Raw genomic sequence first — 16,771 nt, 5'->3', positions numbered from 1 at the left:
CGCTAATATAATAAAAAAAATTATGTTTTCATAAAAACCTTACATTTGTAATATGCTATTAGAAATAAACAATTTATTTTTCTCTCACAATCCCGATAAACCCCTGTTTCAGAACCTTAATCTACGATTTGAGGAAAACAGGATTATTGCCCTTGCAGGAGAAAGCGGATGTGGGAAATCTACGCTTCTCAATCTGATCTATGGCCTTCTTGACTGGGAAAGCGGAGAGATCATTTTTAACGGAACCCGGCTTTTAGGTCCTAAAGGAAATCTTGTACCCGGAGAAGCAGAAATGAAATCCGTAGCTCAGAGTTTTGATCTTATGCCGTATGCTACCGTAGCGGAAAATGTAGGTAAGTTTATTTCAAATATCAATTTAAGCAAAAAAAAGGAAATTGTCCTGGAACTACTTGATGTTGTAGGACTTCAGGAGTTTGCCAATGTACTTCCAAAATACCTGAGCGGCGGACAGCAGCAGCGGGTAGCTATTGCAAGAGCACTTTCCGTATTGCCAAAACTGCTCATTCTGGATGAACCGTTCAGTAACCTGGATTTCCCAAGAAAGATTGAACTCAGGGAAAGGCTTTTCCGGTACGTAAAACAGCATCAGATTTCCCTGATCATTTCCACCCACGAACTTCAGGATATCATGCCATGGCTTGATCAGATCGTTATTCTTCAGGGCGGAAGACTGATCCAGAATGACAGTCCGGAGGAAACTTACAGACGTCCCTACAACTCGTATGTTGCCAAATTATTCGGGGAAGTTAATATCTTCAATGAAACTGAAGCGGCTGATTTTCAGCTGCCGAAATTCTCCTACTATCCCAAAGAAATAAAAATCACAGAAAACGGTCTTGAAGCCGAAGTGCTTGAAAGCAGATTTGCAGGGAATTATTACTGGAATAAGATCAGGGTAAAGAATAAAGAACTTGTGGCCTACACCGATGAAAAACTGAATGGAATGGTCAGTATTTCGTTTGTTTAAAATGAATAAATACCGGAAGTTGGGAGAAGAAAACTGGAAGTTGCTTTCAGTGAGTATTACTTACATCCAACGACACAATTAATTTTGCTCAAAGAAGATAAAAACAGGTGAATGAGGACCTTTATAACCTGTTTCTTCCAGCCATCAATTTTCAAACCCGCCTCTTATAACACAACGTTAACTCCTACATTCCCTTATACTTACCTATAAAAAAATACAAATATAAGAATCTGTTATAAAACTTTTTCTTACATTTGTATTTCCACAGCATAAGGAAATTTTTGGTTAATTCTCTTTCTGCCTTCCAGACGGACATTAGCAGTCTTGCAATTAAGTCTTTTGAAAGATTACACTGTCCAATTTTTTCCTTTTTTTTATGGCCTTACGGCAAATAAGCGGCTATAGCTTATGCTTTCTTTACAAATTCAGATTTTAAAGCCATCGCTCCGAAACCGTCAATTTTACAGTCGATATTATGATCGCTTCCCGGTCTTAAACGGATATTTTTCACCTTAGTACCGGCTTTTACAGGTTTTGGTGCTCCTTTTACTGGAAGGTCCTTCACTACTACTACAGAATCTCCATCCTGAAGTTCATTTCCGTTAGAGTCTAATATTTTTCCTTCATTGGCGGCTTCAGAAGCTGCCTCTTCAGGATTCCACTCATAGAAACACTGAGAACATACCATCATATTATCGCTCGGGTACGTAAACTCAGAGCTGCATTTCGGACAAAGTACTGTATCACTCATATTTTAATTTTTTGCAAAGGTAGGGCTTTTTAAAGGTTGAAGTCAAGGGAATGGATCATTACCCGAAGTTTACCTTTACTAATCCATGGTAATTAAACGCTAATGTTCGCAAAGTAATGTCTATTAAGCCTTCCCGATCTCTTGTTTAGTAAAATCCCTTTGGATCTTAAAATCAGTAACACATAAAATAACTTGCGGACTCTGCGCTGAAATTATTCTTATTACAAAAACCACAACCAGAGAAACTAATTATTATCCCTTCGCTGAGTGAAACGCCCTTGCGATCTTAAAAATCAGCAACACATAAAATAGCTTTCCGAACGCTGCGCTGAAATTATTCTTATGGCAAAAACCACAACCGGAGAAACTAATTATTATCCCTTTGCTGAGTGAAACGCCCTTGCGATCTTAAAAATCAGCAACACATAAAATAGCTTTCCGAACGCTGCGCTGAAATTATTCTTATGGTAAAAACCACAACCGGAGAAACTAATTATTATCCCTTTGCTGAGTGAAACGCCCTTGCGATCTTAAAAATCAGCAACACATAAAACAGCTTTACAGATTCTGCTTTTAAAAATTCATTGGCGAAGCGGACGGACAATTCACTACAATCATCACTCTTCCAACCCTCCTGCTCTCAAACTCTCCCACCCAAATCCTCAACTCTCAACTTTAATTCGTATTTTTGCAGATTCAAAACAGCGAAGCAAATTTATGGAACTTATTCACAGAAACTTAGCGATCGGAATTCACGATGCTTTACAAGAAACATTTTTCGAGAAAAATAAATACGCAGATAAAGTAATCGAAAGACTTTTAAAAGCTAACAAAAAATGGGGAAGCCAGGACAGAGCCGTTGTTTCTGAGATTTTCTACAATATCATCCGTTGGAAAAAACGCCTTGAATATTATATGGGTGAAGGGGTAAAACCCAACAACATCTACAAACTGATCATTGCGTATTTACTTTGGAGCAAAACAAATTATAAGAAGTTTGAAGAGTTTGACGGGATCAAAATTGCCGACATTCTTACAAAACTTAAAAAGAACACTGTTCCTACAAAAGCGATAGAATATTCTATTCCGGACTGGTTAGCCGAAACACTGGAAAAAGAACTGGGACCGAAATGGGAAAGAGAAATGCTTGCATTAAACGAGCAGGCACCTACTGTTTTAAGAGCCAACTCGCTGAGAACAACAACAAAAGAACTTATTTCTGACCTTGCAGATGAAGGAGTAGTTTCTTTCCCTATCAAAAACTATCCTGATGCTGTTCAGCTGGAAGAGAAAAAGAACGTTTTCCTTACGACAGCATTTAAAGAAGGATTATTTGAAGTTCAGGATGCTTCTTCACAGAAGATCGGGTATTTCCTTGGTGTAAAAGAAGGACAAAGAGTTGTAGATGCCTGTGCCGGTGCGGGGGGAAAAACACTTCACCTGGCAGCATTGATGAAAAATAAAGGACAGATCGTTGCTTTAGATATTTTCGACTGGAAGCTTGCAGAACTGAAACGCCGTGCTAAAAGAGCCGGAGCTCATAATATTGAAACCCGTATGATTTCTGATAATAAAGTCATCAAGCGTCTTCATGAAAAAGCAGACAGACTCCTGATTGATGCCCCATGTTCAGGTCTTGGAGTATTGAAAAGAAATCCGGACAGCAAATGGAAAATTGACCAGGACTTTATTGACAGAATTAAAAAGGAGCAGCAGCAAATTCTTCAGGACTATTCTAAAATGCTTAAGAAAGGAGGAAAAATGGTATATGCTACCTGTTCTATTCTTCCTTCTGAAAATAATCTTCAGGTAGAAGAGTTTATCAAAAACAATCCTGGATTTAAAATGATCAAGGATGAAAAAGTAATGCCAAGTACAGGCTATGACGGATTCTATATGGCTTTGATTGAGAGGGTTTCTTAATCCGACCCCAATAACAATACATTAAACTACTCTATTTTCCGGAGTAGTTTTTTATTTTTAAACAAAGTTCAGGGTATAACCGCCAAAGAAATTTAATGTTATAACCAGTAACACTCTAAGCCAAAAGTAACTTCAAGCCCTATTCCACAAACTTCCTATTACTTTTTTAAAAAAAATGTAACACTTTTTGTAACATTTCAATTCGATTGTCTACTTATTACATAGATTAACCGTTTTGATGCTGTAAAAAGTTTAGAATACCTTTGCAGCAAACTCTTTTATTTATGCATACAAGAAATGTTTTAAATTTTCTGGCTGTTTTCTTATTCTGTCTGTTTTCTGCACAGACTTATGAAATTCAGTATACCAGCTCTTACAACGGAAAAGTAAACACTGATCAGCCCTCCACTATTGTCTGGGCCAGTGAGACAGAAAATTTCATTCTCAACACCACGATCAAAGAACAAAAAAGCAAATATCCTTTTGAAATAACCAAAGTGGAAAAACCTTCCAATACGGTGGTTTCCTATGCTTTTTTAAAACCGGGGGAAATCATTTCATCTTCAGATACAGAATCTGTGGGAAAGCAAAATTTTGAATTCACCAATGAGACCAAAAAGATTTTGGGATATACCTGTAAAAAAGCGGTGACCAAAGTCAATTCAAATACCATTGAAATCTGGTATACCAATGATCTGAAAATACAGGGCGGCCCTTCTGTACTGGGACAGAATCTGGGATTTGTATTAGAAGTTGAGAGAAATAAAAACTCTTTGCTTACTGCCAGTTCGGTCAAAAAAATCAAAAATACCGGCATCGGAAATATTATAAAAGGATCTGTGCAGCCTGCCGATCAGCTAAGCTACAAAGATCTGCTATGGAAAAGCAGATTCACCATATTAAATGTTTTTGAAAATGAAACTGTCAATTTTTCTGATGCGTCAAAATCCGATGATCAGATAAGAAGATATGCTAACGGAACCATTATTCTTAAGAAAGTAAAATTTCCTGTGATTTCACAGGGGGAAAATATCTTTGTAGAACTGAAGCAACAGTCGGACGGAGATGCTTACGACAGAACAGGAACGGTATTTTTTATTCCGCAGGATAAAGAAAAGTCTTTCTTCGATGGTCTGGAAAAAGGAGCAAAAACACTTCCTGTATTTGAGAATGGTAACGGAAAGCAGTATTTTGGGATAACCGCTACCGAAAATTACAGTCCTGCTATTGAAATGATGAGATTTTTTACAGCTTTTGGAATCCAGAAATTCAACCATATTCAGCTTAAAGGAAAAAACTGGCAGACCATCAGCCCCTTCCGTCAGGATATTACGGAACTTAAGCCGTCTTTATCCGGTAAAGAACTCTGGGTGGGTACATTTATCGGTAACTATGATAAAGGAGGTCATAAAGTAAGCCTTGACATCACGATCCATAACAGTGATCAGAATATTTACAAAAACAATGTAGCAATTCCTCTGTTCAATACATTAAATATCATGGAAATGGCAGGCCAGGATTATTCTACGATGTTCAACCGGGATAAAGGACTTTTTGTTGATTTCACATTAGAAAAAGATATAAAAAACGCCCAGCTAAGGTATACGGCTACCGGACATGGTGGCTGGGAAAACGGGGATGAATTCGTTCCTAAAACCAATTCGATCTTTATAGATGGTCAACCGGTATTTTCTTTTGTACCGTGGAGAACAGACTGTGGTTCTTACCGCTTATACAATCCGGCTTCAGGAAATTTCCAGGACGGGCTTTCTTCATCAGACCTCAGCAGATCCAACTGGTGCCCCGGAACAGTTACCAACCCGAATTTCATCCCGTTGGGAGATCTGAAAGCAGGAAAACACAGCATCCAGGTACAGATTCCGCAAGGGCCTACAGAAGGTACGAGCTTCAGCTCATGGAATGTGGCAGGAGTTTTACTGGGGGTACAATAAAAACAAAACCTTCTTGCATGAGAATTGCAAGAAGGTAAAAACACAAATGATGAAAAAAAATTATTTCGAGCCACAAAGTAAGGGTTAAAATTCATATAATAAATTACCATATATTAATAAATATGTCATTTTTATTTTGTATATGGAGCGAATAATTTTAACCTCAACGAAAAAAATTAATCAAAAGCCTGTAAATTTTCTAAATTGATTAATATTTTTAACTTTAAAATACTAATTAGTTAAAAATTTTCTCATTTAAACATTTTTCATTGTTATTTATAAACATCACTTTTATTTTTGCTTCATAAATAATAAAAAATATGTGTGGAATTGTATGTTTATTTGACGCCAAGCAAAAAACCGAATTATTAAGACCCCAGGTTTTGGAAATGTCAAAGAAGATCCGTCACAGAGGACCGGATTGGAGTGGGGTTTTTCAGGATGAAAAAGTGGTATTCTCCCACGAAAGGCTTGCGATTGTAGATCCTACCTCAGGAAAACAGCCATTATTTACAAAAGATGGAAAAGTAGTATTAGCCGTAAACGGTGAAATCTACAACCACAGAGAACTAAAAGAAGAATTTCCGGATTATGAATTTCAGACCCAGTCTGATTGTGAAGTAATCCTGGCACTATACAGAAAATACGGAAAAGATTTTGTTGAAAAACTGAACGGAATTTTCGCCTTTGCACTTTATGACACCGAAAACCAGGTGTATCTTATTGCCCGTGATCATATGGGTATCTGCCCTCTTTACCAGGGCTGGGACAAAAACGGAAACTATTACGTAGCTTCCGAACTGAAAGCCCTTGAAGGAGTGTGCAAAACCATTGAAACTTTTTTACCGGGTCATCTTGTATACAGCAAAGATGGCGCAGAGCTGCAACAGTGGTACCAAAGAGACTGGGAAAGTTTTGACCACGTAAAAGAAAACGAAACGGATATTGAAAAGCTGAGAAAAGGCCTTGAAGATGCCGTTCACAGACAGCTGATGAGTGATGTTCCTTATGGTGTACTTCTTTCCGGAGGACTGGATTCTTCTGTTATTTCAGCAATTACTGCAAAATTCGCAAGACAGAGAATAGAAAGCGGAGATACCCAGGAAGCATGGTACCCAAGACTTCACAGTTTTGCCGTGGGTCTTGTAGGATCGCCGGATTTGGCAGCAGCACAGAAAGCCGCAGAACATATAGGATCTGTTCACCATGAAGTCAACTTTACTGTTCAGGAAGGTCTGGATGCAATCCGTGATGTCATTTATCACCTGGAAACATATGATGTAACAACCATCAGAGCTTCTACCCCAATGTATCTGCTGGCCAGGGTAATCAAATCCATGGGAATCAAAATGGTACTTTCAGGAGAAGGTTCAGATGAGTTATTCGGTGGCTATCTCTACTTCCACAAAGCACCTGATGCCAAAGAATTCCATGATGAGACCGTAAGAAAACTGAGCAAGCTTCACCTTTACGACTGTTTAAGAGCCAACAAAGCCTTAATGAGCTGGGGAATTGAAGGCAGGGTTCCTTTCCTTGACAAGGAATTCATGGATATTGCCATGACACTTAACCCAAAAGATAAAATGATCAGCGCTGCAGAAGGCAAGATTGAAAAATGGGTATTGAGAAAAGCTTTTGAAGATATTCTTCCTGAATCTATTGTCTGGAGACAGAAAGAGCAATTCTCTGACGGTGTGGGCTATTCGTGGATCGACACGTTAAAAGAGGTTGCTGAAAAAGAAGTTACTGACGAGATGATGGCCAATGCAAGATTCAGATTCCCGCTGAACACTCCTCAGAACAAAGAAGAATACCGTTACAGGACTATTTTTGAAGAGCATTTTCCAAGTGAAACTTCTGCAGCTACGGTTCCTTCCGTACCTTCCGTTGCATGTTCCACTCCTATCGCCCTTGAATGGGATGAAGCGTTCAAGAAAATGAACGATCCGAGCGGAAGAGCAGTGAAAGTGCATGAGACGTCTTATTAGAGTTGTGGGGTGCAGAATTTAAGATGCGAGACGATGAACTATAGGTATTCTGTTCACCGGTTAATATTCACGATTCATTTGCCAAGCAGAAATCAATATCGACTAACATGTTTTTGACCTGTGCCACTTAACTCATTCAGTTATAATTTATCAATCCTGTAGCAATACAGGATTCTTTTTTGAATTAACAATAACAATATGGCATAATTTAACTCACAATCCAAAATAATATCTAATAAATAATTATATTTGGAAAACGAAAATATCAATTATATAAAAATGAGAAGAAACCTTACTGTTTTATTTGCCTTATTAACCATCAGTTTTGCTTTTGGACAGGGAAAATATGGCAAATATCTGAATTCAAAAAAGCTTGCTTTGGCTTATAAGAGTGTAAAAGATGCAGATAAAGACGACTACTATCAGCAATTCTACTGGCTGGTAAAAGCTGAACAGCTTAAAACTTATCCTCACTTAAAAGATATAAAACCTGTTGTTTTGTATGAGTTTGTAAAATATGTAAATCCTCAGAATCCGACCAAAAAACTGGATGCAAGAGGTAAAGAATTGAGAGCAAATGCAGAATTATCTCTAAATCAATATTTTAAAAATAAAAAATTTGAAAACAATTCTGTCCTGATGTACAACCTTGAAACTTATGTAGATCCTTCCAAAGGACAGTACTACACTAAAGTTGATCCGGAAAAGATCAAGGAACTGGTACCGAAGGAACTCTTTGCCTTCAATTCATTCAACAGGAATATAGGAGAAGAAAAGACCTATTACCTTTGGATCGATAAGAAAAAAGATGATCTGAATATTGTAGACATTATTCCTAGCGAGAAAGATGACAAAGATTTCTATACCAGACTGAAACAGTATCTGCCAAGCTATAAGTTTTCAAAATATGTTCCTTCTGTAAAAAAAGGAAATAAATCAGATAAAACCGATATAGAATATTATTATATCATGCCATTTGAGCAAAACACTGATAATATTGAATATAAAACAAAGGATTTCAAAAAATTCACTCTGAGCCAGTACAGAAAAGCCGGTGACGAATGGAAAGGAGTAGAAAAACCTAGAAAATAAATCAAAAAGTCCTGTGAAATTTCACAGGACTTTTTTAATTTTATATGGATTTCTTTATCTAAAGATCAAACTGCTTAAAGCAAGCAATTCTTCAAAATAAAAATAAGTCTGGAAATTCCCGGATATCCAGCCTATACAAAATGACAGAAACAAACCCGCAACAGACATCCATAAAGAAAATTCTCCCATTGATTCTGGCTACTGCGATTTTTATGCAGATGCTGGATTCTACCATTCTGAACACGTCTTTACCTTCTATAGCTAAAGACCTCAACGAATCTCCGCTCAATATGCAGAATGCCATTATCAGCTATGTTCTTACCCTTGCCGTATTTATGCCCGCAAGCGGCTTTTTGGCAGACCGTTTCGGAACGAAGAAAATTTTTATCTTTTCATTGGTACTGTTCAGCCTCGGGTCTTTATTCTGTTCGTTATCCCAAAACCTTACCCATCTGGTGATCTCCAGGGTGGTTCAGGGCGTAGGAGGAAGTCTCATGACTCCCGTTGGGAAGTTAGCACTCATTAAAACTTTTGATAAAAATGAACTGCTCAAAGCCATGAACTTCGCAATTATTCCCGCTCTTATCGGACCAGTACTCGGGCCTTTGGTAGGAGGTTATATGGTAGATTATTTGTCATGGCACTGGATCTTCCTGATCAATATTCCCATTGGAATGCTGGGAATTATTTTAGGATTAAAATTTATGCCTAATTACAAATCAGATGATGTTGATTTTGATTTAAAAGGCTTTTTGATTTTCGCAGCAGCGTCCCTTCTTCTTTCCATATCACTGGAACTTTTTGGGGATATGCAGAATATTACTCCGGTACTGCTTGTATTTATCTTAGGATTTCTTTTTCTTTATTACTATTACAGACATGCCAAGAGAGGCGGCAATCCTATTTTCCCTTTGAATCTTTTCCAGGTGCGTACATTCCGGGTAGGTATTGTAGGAAACCTGGCCACAAGACTCGGGATCAGCTCTATTCCTTTACTGCTGCCACTTATGATTCAGATTGCCTACAAACAATCTGCAGTCACGTCAGGCTGGATCATTGCTCCGATGGCGCTCACCGCTATTTTCGGGAAATCATCCGTTATTAAAATCCTGGACAAATACGGTTACCGTCAGACTTTAATGGTCAATACTTTCATTATCGGAACTTTGATCTGCCTGCTTGCGATTCCCGATATACACACTTCCCTGTATTGGTTTGTCCCGATCATTGCCATATTAGGTTTTTTCAATTCCATTCAGTTTACCTCTATGAATACGATTTCCATTGCAGACCTGCGTAATTTTCAGACCAGCAGCGGAAACTCACTCATATCGGTTAATCAGCAGCTCGCCATCGGCTTTGGAATTGCTTTCGGACTGATCGTTTTAAAGCTGTTTGAAAATACAGACCTCATCAACGGTGAGATCCACAACGCATTCCGGTATACTTTCCTTACCGTAGGAATACTGACTATTCTGTCCGGATTCATATTCAGAAGACTTCATATTTCAGATGGAAAGAATATGAAATCGAAGGAGGATTGATTCTTCTGGTAAACAACAGATCAGGAATAAAGCAATCTCTTTCTCGTTTTTGCCCAGTTCATATTTCATACCCGTGACGAACTTATCACAGATCAATGCGGTTTACTTTTAGCTATGGTAATTTTGTGTATATAAAATCAACAATATGATGGCAACTAAAAAAGTAGAAATCGTAGTATCACCAAGACCTGCACATTTTGTAGGTGATGGTTTCAGAGTTCACAATTTTATTCCGGGCGTACATGGACTGGATATGAAGAGAATGGATCCGTTCATTATGCTTGATTATAATTCGAAGTTTCACTTCAACGGCTCAGACAGGCCGAGAGGTGTAGGCGTTCATCCTCACAGAGGTTTTGAAACCGTAACAATTGCTTATAACGGTAAGGTAGAGCACCATGACAGTGCAGGCGGAGGCGGCGTTATCGGAGAAGGTGATGTACAATGGATGACCGCAGCAAAAGGAGTTCTTCACAAAGAATATCATGAAACGGAATGGGCTAAAGAAGGAGGTATCTTTCAGATGGTTCAGCTTTGGGTAAATCTTCCGGCAAAAGATAAAATGAGCAATCCGAAATACCAGGCTATTGAAAACTCCAGCATGGAAAGAGTAGATCTGGGAGAAAACGGATTCGTGGAAGTGATCGCCGGAGAATATATGGGTCATAAAGGTCCTGCCAGCACTTTCACTCCTGTTCATATGATGAATGCAAAACTTAAAGCAGGTGGAAAAGCTGAATTTAACTTTCCTGCTCATTTCAATACGGCAGCTTTAGTGATTGAAGGAAATATCATCATCAATGGAGAAGACCATGTGAAAGCCGATCATTTTGCCCTGTTTAAAAATGAAGGGGAAAATTTCACGATTGAAGCCAGTGAAGATGCTGTTGTTTTGATCATCAGCGGAGAGCCTATCAATGAACCTATCTATCCTCACGGGCCTTTTGTCATGAATTCCAGAGAGGAAATTATGCAGGCTTTTGAAGATTTCAATACAGGAAAATTCGGTTATCTGGAAGATTAAAGAATAGATTTAAGCTTTCCTTAATCTAAGATCACTCCTTTTTTATTAACTTTATATAACATTAATCGGAATAAAATGTAAGAGATCAGGGTCTGTCTATTTATACGGCCTTGATGTCTTACTAATTCCATCACTCTTAATCCTAATATTATGAAACCAGAATTTGAAAATACACCTCTAGTAAAAACCGATAAAAGATTTGAAATAGAAGTTAACGGTCATTATGCATTTATCGATTACCGTGAAACGACTCATCAGATCGCCCTGATACATACCGAAGCAGAACCGGAACTGGCCGGAACTGGCGCTGCCGCTGCAGTGGTGGAAAAAACACTGAACTATATTGAAGAAAGCGGCAAGAAACTTCTTCCCTATTGCCCTTATGTTTTTGCTTTTATCAAAAAACATCCGGAATGGAAACGTATTGTTGATGAAAGGTTTGACGGATATGACAAGCTTTAAATTTTCAGTTTATTTTAATTAAAAAAATAATATAAAAGTATTACATCATTATGTCAAATATTGGACTTATCATAGAAGAAAAAGCAGCAGATATCGGTAACTTTCTGGTGGGAAGGCTATTGCCTTTCCGTGAAAAAAGAGCGGTGGGACCTTTTGTTTTCATTGACCACATGGGACCTTCCGAATTAAAGGATTATCAGAACCTTGATGTTCCGCCACATCCTCATATCGGGTTGTCTACGCTTACCTACCTGCTGGAAGGATCTATTTTCCACAGAGACAGTATCGGAAGTGCTGTTGAAATAAAACCGGGCGCCGTCAACTGGATGACTGCCGGGAAAGGTGTTGTACATTCAGAAAGAACGCCTGAGTATTTAAGACACAGTGATAAAAGACTTCACGGATTCCAGATCTGGGTGGGACTTCCTAAGCATCTTGAGCAGACAGAGCCCACATTTCATCATATTGAAGAAAGTGATATTCCTGTATGGGAAGAAGATGGCATTCAGTATAAACTGATTGCCGGTGAAGCTTTCGGGAGAACGTCTCCGGTTCCTGTACACAGCAAACTGTTCTTCATCGAGATCAAAACCAAAGAAGCAAAAAAAATAAGTATCGGAAAAGATCTTTACGGTGAAGCTGCCATGTATGTACTGGACGGAACGGTAACTACCGATGGCAATTCCTATGGTTCCAAACAGCTGATGATCGCCAAGGAAACCCAGCTTTGTGAATTTGATATGAGCGAAAACGGTACGGTTTATCTTTTCGGAGGAGAACCTTTTGATGAAGAGCGCTTTATATTCTGGAACTTTGTAAACTCTGACAAGGAAATGATCGATCAGGCTAAAGTAAACTGGAATGATCAGAACCATGATGCCTTTCCTTTGGTTCCGGGTGACGAACAGGAATATGTTCCATTACCTAAAGCGATTTTAAACAGAAAATAATATCCGGTCAGGATCATAAAAAAGCCATGAAAATATTAGCATTTGCAGGAAGCTCCTCTTCCACTTCCATCAACAGAGAACTGGTAAAATTTGTTCTGAAAGATTTTCAGGAGGAAGAAATCAATCTGATTGACCTCAACGATTTCACCATGCCTGTTTTCTCTGTAGATCTTGAAAAAAAGGGCTTCCCGGATGAAGCACACCGGTTTTTAAAGGTTATTGAAGAATGTGATGTCATTATCTGCTCTCTTGCAGAGCATAACAGATCTTACAGTGCAGCCTTCAAAAATGTTTTCGACTGGGCCTCCAGGATCAATGTAAAGGTATTCCAAAACAAACCTATGCTTCTGATGAGTACTTCTCCCGGAGGTTATGGCGGCGGAAATGTGATGAATACAGCAAAGACATTCTTCCCACAGTTTGCTGCCGATATCAAAGATACTTTTTCACTTCCGAAGTTCTATGAGAATTTTGACCTGGAAAGCGGAGTGATCAATCCTGATATGCTTGCTGATCTGAAAAATAAGATAGAAAATTTCAAAAATCAGCTTACAACCAATGACTAAGGGCAGACTAGAAGCTTTCAGTGACGGCGTATTGGCTATTATCATTACCATCATGGTGCTTGAACTGAAAGTACCGGAAGGAAGCAGCTGGGCCAGTCTCAAGCCTCTCCTTCCTAAGTTTCTGGCCTATATTTTCAGTTTTATCTATGTAGGAATCTACTGGAATAATCACCATCATCTGTTTCAGGCAGTAAAAAAGGTAAACGGAAGTATTCTATGGGCCAACCTGCATCTTCTGTTCTGGCTTTCCCTGATGCCTATTGCTACGGAATGGATTGGTACTACAGGTTTTGCAGAAAATCCTGTGGCAACCTATGGAATCGGGCTGATCATGAGTGCACTGGCTTATACTATTTTAGAAAATGTCATCATCCGTTGTGAGGGGGAAAATTCTAAGCTGAAGGAAGCTATTCATTCCAAATCTAAGGAGTATATATCAATTATATTTTATATACTGGGCATAGCAACTTCATTTTTTTATCCTTATATTGCCATAGGTTTTTATTACATCGTGGCTCTCATATGGCTGATTCCTGACAGAAGAATCGAAAAATCATTAAAAGAAAATTGATATGGAAACACATGAATATCCCAACGGCGACATCACTGTCATCTGGCAGCCCCAAAAGTGTATCCACTCGGCTGTATGTGTAAAAATGCTTCCTAAAGTCTATAATCCTAAAGAAAGACCCTGGATAAAAGCAGAAAATGCAACTCCCGAAGAGCTTAAAAAACAGATAGACCAATGCCCATCAGGAGCATTAAGTTATAAATTCAACACAGAAAAATAATGGCGGTAACGGTAAAAGCAAGTTTAGGAAAAACAAAATATTATACGGAAGTAACGGCTGGTGACAATCAGATCATTACTGATGAACCCATCGATAAAGGCGGACAGAACAAAGGCTTCAACCCTATGGAAATTCTGGCCACCTCTCTTGCAAGCTGTACAGCAGCTACTTTGAGAATGTATATTGAAAGAAAGGAATGGGACGTGGAAAACATCAATGTAGAAGTAGAACTCGAAAATTTCCCATTGACCAAAAGGGCTGTATTCAAAAGAGACATCAGCTTTGAAGGGATATTGGATCCTGAGCAGATGAAAAGACTTCACACCATTGCGGATGCGTGCCCGGTTCACAAAATATTAACCAACGATATAGAAATACTAACCAAATTCTCATAATATGATCGAAGTAAAACAAAACAACGACGAAAAACACGGAAGTTTTGAAGCTTTCATAGATGGAAGACGCGCAGGAATGATGACCTATACCTGGGCAGGAGAAGAAAGATTTATTATTGACCACACCGAGGTGGAAGAAGCCTACAACGGAAAAGGTGTAGGTAAGGAAATGCTTCTGGCGGCTGTAGATTTTGCAAGGAAAAACGGAAAAAAGATTATCCCGCTTTGTCCTTTTGCTAAAGCCAGCTTCCAGAAGAGTGAGGAACTTCAGGATGTTTTAGTGAACTAGTCACTGTTTTCCACCATTACAATATAAACCTTTCAGCGTAAATCTGGAAGGTTTTTTCTTTATATGAACTTCATTTTTAACGCTAATTCACAAGGATGTATTTTAATTCATAAAAAAGGTTCGCAAAGGTGTTTCACTCAGCAAAACTTAAATTACAGCCCGATTTTTCTTTAACGCAAACTTATCTTTAAGCGGGCAAAGAGTGAACCGTTTTTATGAGCGTCATAACTTCCGGCTTCCAGTTTCAACCCTTTCTGAAAAACACAAATTCAACTCCGGACTTAAGGTACAACCGCAGGCTATTATATAAAAGCAGGCTCTGCACTAAATTCACGATTCACGATCGATCTTTTTTATATATTTGCTGAAATTTAAAATATAAGCATGAATCCAGGAACAGTCCTTTTGCTATTTGTATTTGTCTACTTTGTAGGTCTTTTGGTGATCTCTTATTTCACCAGCCGGAATTCTGATAACCAGTCATTTTTTATCGGAAATAAAAAAAGTAAATGGTGGCTCGTTGCATTCGGGATGATCGGAACCAGCTTAAGCGGGGTTACCTTTATTTCTGTTCCGGGAACTGTGGGTAAAATGACCGGCTCAGAATACATCTACGGTGGCTTTGAATATTATATGATGGTGATCGGCTTTTTCATCGGATATTTTATAGTGGCTGCCATATTGCTGCCATTGTACTATAAGATGAATCTGACCTCCATCTATACCTATCTGGGAAAAAGATTCAATGTGGAAGCCCATAAGATCGGTTCGATATTCTTTATTATTTCCAGAGCGATAGGGGCTACGGCAAGGCTGTACCTTGTGGTCAATGTATTACAGATATTCCTGCTGGAAGGTCTTGGTGTTCCTTTTTGGGTAACGTCTATGGTCCTTTTACTGATGGTACTTCTCTACACTTTTGAGGGGGGCGTAAAGACCATTGTGATCACTGATACTTTACAGACCTCTTTTATGATCATCAGTCTTGTAGCATGTATTGTTTATATTTTATCAAACCTGAATTTATCATTCGGTGAGGCTTACACAATTCTGGAGCAGAAAAACTATACACATTTTATCAATTTTGATCCCAATTCAAAAACATTTTTCCTGAAAACCATTTTGGGCGGTATTTTTATTACCATTGCCATGACGGGATTAGATCAGGAAATGATGCAGAAAAATATTTCTGTTGATAATCTTAAGAATTCGAAGAAAAATATGCTGACTTTTGCAGGAACGCTTCTTCTGGTAAATCTTGCCTTCTTATTTCTTGGCGGCTTGCTGTATCTTTTTGCCCTGCAGAACGGTGCGGAATACGGAACAACAGGTAATGGAGAAACAGTAAGCAATATTTTCGGATTTAAAGATGCTTCGGGCAATATCAAAAATATTATGGGTGACGATCTTTTCCCTGCCCTGTCTCTTCAGGGATATTTCCCGATGACTATTTCGATTATTTTCATCATCGGATTGATTTCTGCGTTATTCCCTTCTGCTGACGGAGCTTTAACGGCTGTTACAAGTTCGTACTGCGTAGACTTATTAAACCTTAATGAAGATAAGACCAAAACAGAAAAAGAAAAGAAACGGCTGCGTATGAAGGTGCATTTGACTTTCACGGTCGTTTTCTTCTTACTGATCATGGTTTTCAAGGCTTTAAATGACAAATCTATCGTTTATCTGATCATGGAAGTTGCCGGTTATACTTACGGACCGCTTTTAGGGCTGTTTGCTTTCGGGATCTTTACCAAATTTAAAATTTCAAGAAAGTATTCCATTCTTATGGTGACTATTCTGGCCCCTGTTCTTACCTATCTGATCAATATGGCGGTAACGAACTATACGGATTACAGAATCGGTGTGGAACTGATTGTTCTCAACGGCTTGCTGACATTTATCGGCCTTTGGCTGGTAAAGGATAAACAATACTTAAGAGTTGTTTAATTGATATTTATTATAGATTTTAGATTAAACCAATCGATTTCAATGGGCTAAAACTCGCTTATACAGAACAATATCCAATTAAAAAGGCTGTTTTCCATGTACGAAAACA

Annotated in this window: 16 protein-coding genes; 15 read left to right on the top strand and 1 reads right to left on the bottom strand. The window is 38.5% G+C overall.

The genetic code is table 11. The features are described from left to right. The first annotated feature begins 52 nt into the window (after nucleotides 1–52). Nucleotides 53–988 (top strand): sulfate/molybdate ABC transporter ATP-binding protein, encoded by a 936-nt coding sequence (locus BBI00_RS20460; protein ID WP_065400685.1) that lies wholly within the window; start codon nucleotides 53–55, stop codon nucleotides 986–988. A 406-nt stretch (nucleotides 989–1,394) separates the two neighbouring features. Here the strand turns inward: BBI00_RS20460 and BBI00_RS20455 are convergent, their stop codons facing one another. Continuing rightward, nucleotides 1,395–1,739 (bottom strand): zinc ribbon domain-containing protein YjdM, encoded by a 345-nt coding sequence (locus tag BBI00_RS20455; RefSeq protein ID WP_027373877.1) that lies wholly within the window; start codon nucleotides 1,737–1,739, stop codon nucleotides 1,395–1,397. 717 nt (nucleotides 1,740–2,456) lie between these two features. On the opposite strand from BBI00_RS20455, the gene BBI00_RS20450 reads away from it, so the two are divergent. From BBI00_RS20450 to BBI00_RS20385, 14 genes are all read left to right on the top strand, one after another. After that, complete coding sequence (locus BBI00_RS20450) at nucleotides 2,457–3,662, top strand: RsmB/NOP family class I SAM-dependent RNA methyltransferase (RefSeq protein ID WP_065400684.1); 1,206 nt, start codon at nucleotides 2,457–2,459, stop codon at nucleotides 3,660–3,662. A 284-nt stretch (nucleotides 3,663–3,946) separates the two neighbouring features. After that, entirely contained in the window at nucleotides 3,947–5,614 is a 1,668-nt protein-coding gene (locus tag BBI00_RS20445) for a GLPGLI family protein (protein WP_065400683.1), read from the top strand. Between the two features lie 320 nt (nucleotides 5,615–5,934). Next, nucleotides 5,935–7,602, top strand: coding sequence for an asparagine synthase B (gene asnB / locus BBI00_RS20440; RefSeq protein ID WP_065400682.1), 1,668 nt, complete (start codon nucleotides 5,935–5,937; stop codon nucleotides 7,600–7,602). Between the two features lie 249 nt (nucleotides 7,603–7,851). Beyond that, nucleotides 7,852–8,694: a hypothetical protein gene (locus BBI00_RS20435; RefSeq protein ID WP_065400681.1), complete on the top strand. Its 843-nt coding sequence runs from the start codon at nucleotides 7,852–7,854 to the stop codon at nucleotides 8,692–8,694. 140 nt (nucleotides 8,695–8,834) lie between these two features. Beyond that, nucleotides 8,835–10,238, top strand: a complete 1,404-nt coding sequence (locus tag BBI00_RS20430) for an MFS transporter (protein ID WP_065400680.1) — start codon at nucleotides 8,835–8,837, stop codon at nucleotides 10,236–10,238. Nucleotides 10,239–10,386: 148 nt separating this feature from the next. Next, entirely contained in the window at nucleotides 10,387–11,262 is an 876-nt protein-coding gene (locus tag BBI00_RS20425) for a pirin family protein (protein ID WP_065400792.1), read from the top strand. A gap of 150 nt (nucleotides 11,263–11,412) precedes the next feature. Continuing rightward, a complete protein-coding gene (locus tag BBI00_RS20420; RefSeq protein ID WP_065400679.1) occupies nucleotides 11,413–11,724 on the top strand; it encodes a GNAT family N-acetyltransferase in 312 nt (103 codons plus the stop codon). A 50-nt stretch (nucleotides 11,725–11,774) separates the two neighbouring features. Beyond that, nucleotides 11,775–12,674: a pirin family protein gene (locus BBI00_RS20415; protein ID WP_065400678.1), complete on the top strand. Its 900-nt coding sequence runs from the start codon at nucleotides 11,775–11,777 to the stop codon at nucleotides 12,672–12,674. A gap of 26 nt (nucleotides 12,675–12,700) precedes the next feature. Then, entirely contained in the window at nucleotides 12,701–13,240 is a 540-nt protein-coding gene (locus BBI00_RS20410) for an NADPH-dependent FMN reductase (protein ID WP_065400677.1), read from the top strand. After that, nucleotides 13,233–13,811, top strand: coding sequence for a TMEM175 family protein (locus BBI00_RS20405; protein WP_065400676.1), 579 nt, complete (start codon nucleotides 13,233–13,235; stop codon nucleotides 13,809–13,811). The genes BBI00_RS20410 and BBI00_RS20405 overlap by 8 nt, the downstream gene beginning before the upstream one ends. 1 nt (nucleotide 13,812) lies before the next feature. Next, a complete protein-coding gene (locus tag BBI00_RS20400; protein WP_065400675.1) occupies nucleotides 13,813–14,031 on the top strand; it encodes a (4Fe-4S)-binding protein in 219 nt (72 codons plus the stop codon). Next, entirely contained in the window at nucleotides 14,031–14,426 is a 396-nt protein-coding gene (locus BBI00_RS20395; protein WP_065400674.1) for an OsmC family protein, read from the top strand. The genes BBI00_RS20400 and BBI00_RS20395 overlap by 1 nt, the downstream gene beginning before the upstream one ends. 1 nt (nucleotide 14,427) lies before the next feature. Beyond that, entirely contained in the window at nucleotides 14,428–14,715 is a 288-nt protein-coding gene (locus tag BBI00_RS20390) for a GNAT family N-acetyltransferase (protein ID WP_002984420.1), read from the top strand. 384 nt (nucleotides 14,716–15,099) lie between these two features. Further along, nucleotides 15,100–16,662, top strand: a complete 1,563-nt coding sequence (locus tag BBI00_RS20385) for a sodium:solute symporter (protein WP_065400673.1) — start codon at nucleotides 15,100–15,102, stop codon at nucleotides 16,660–16,662. Nucleotides 16,663–16,771: the final 109 nt, after the last annotated feature.

It is taken from the genome of Chryseobacterium arthrosphaerae, assembly GCF_001684965.1.
GTDB classification, from domain to species: Bacteria; Bacteroidota; Bacteroidia; order Flavobacteriales; family Weeksellaceae; genus Chryseobacterium; species Chryseobacterium arthrosphaerae.
The sequence above is the reverse complement of the archived record's forward strand: the minus strand, read 5'-3'. Positions and strand labels throughout refer to the sequence as shown.

Coding starts and splice junctions, on each gene's coding strand:
- BBI00_RS20425 (WP_065400792.1), top strand. CDS start 10,387: ATGGCAACTAAAAAAGTAGAAATCGTAGTATCACCAAGACCTGCACAT.
- asnB (WP_065400682.1), top strand. CDS start 5,935: ATGTGTGGAATTGTATGTTTATTTGACGCCAAGCAAAAAACCGAATTA.
- BBI00_RS20390 (WP_002984420.1), top strand. CDS start 14,428: ATGATCGAAGTAAAACAAAACAACGACGAAAAACACGGAAGTTTTGAA.
- BBI00_RS20410 (WP_065400677.1), top strand. CDS start 12,701: ATGAAAATATTAGCATTTGCAGGAAGCTCCTCTTCCACTTCCATCAAC.
- BBI00_RS20445 (WP_065400683.1), top strand. CDS start 3,947: ATGCATACAAGAAATGTTTTAAATTTTCTGGCTGTTTTCTTATTCTGT.
- BBI00_RS20460 (WP_065400685.1), top strand. CDS start 53: ATGCTATTAGAAATAAACAATTTATTTTTCTCTCACAATCCCGATAAA.
- BBI00_RS20420 (WP_065400679.1), top strand. CDS start 11,413: ATGAAACCAGAATTTGAAAATACACCTCTAGTAAAAACCGATAAAAGA.
- BBI00_RS20385 (WP_065400673.1), top strand. CDS start 15,100: ATGAATCCAGGAACAGTCCTTTTGCTATTTGTATTTGTCTACTTTGTA.
- BBI00_RS20415 (WP_065400678.1), top strand. CDS start 11,775: ATGTCAAATATTGGACTTATCATAGAAGAAAAAGCAGCAGATATCGGT.
- BBI00_RS20450 (WP_065400684.1), top strand. CDS start 2,457: ATGGAACTTATTCACAGAAACTTAGCGATCGGAATTCACGATGCTTTA.
- BBI00_RS20430 (WP_065400680.1), top strand. CDS start 8,835: ATGACAGAAACAAACCCGCAACAGACATCCATAAAGAAAATTCTCCCA.
- BBI00_RS20400 (WP_065400675.1), top strand. CDS start 13,813: ATGGAAACACATGAATATCCCAACGGCGACATCACTGTCATCTGGCAG.
- BBI00_RS20405 (WP_065400676.1), top strand. CDS start 13,233: ATGACTAAGGGCAGACTAGAAGCTTTCAGTGACGGCGTATTGGCTATT.
- BBI00_RS20395 (WP_065400674.1), top strand. CDS start 14,031: ATGGCGGTAACGGTAAAAGCAAGTTTAGGAAAAACAAAATATTATACG.
- BBI00_RS20455 (WP_027373877.1), bottom strand. CDS start 1,739: ATGAGTGATACAGTACTTTGTCCGAAATGCAGCTCTGAGTTTACGTAC.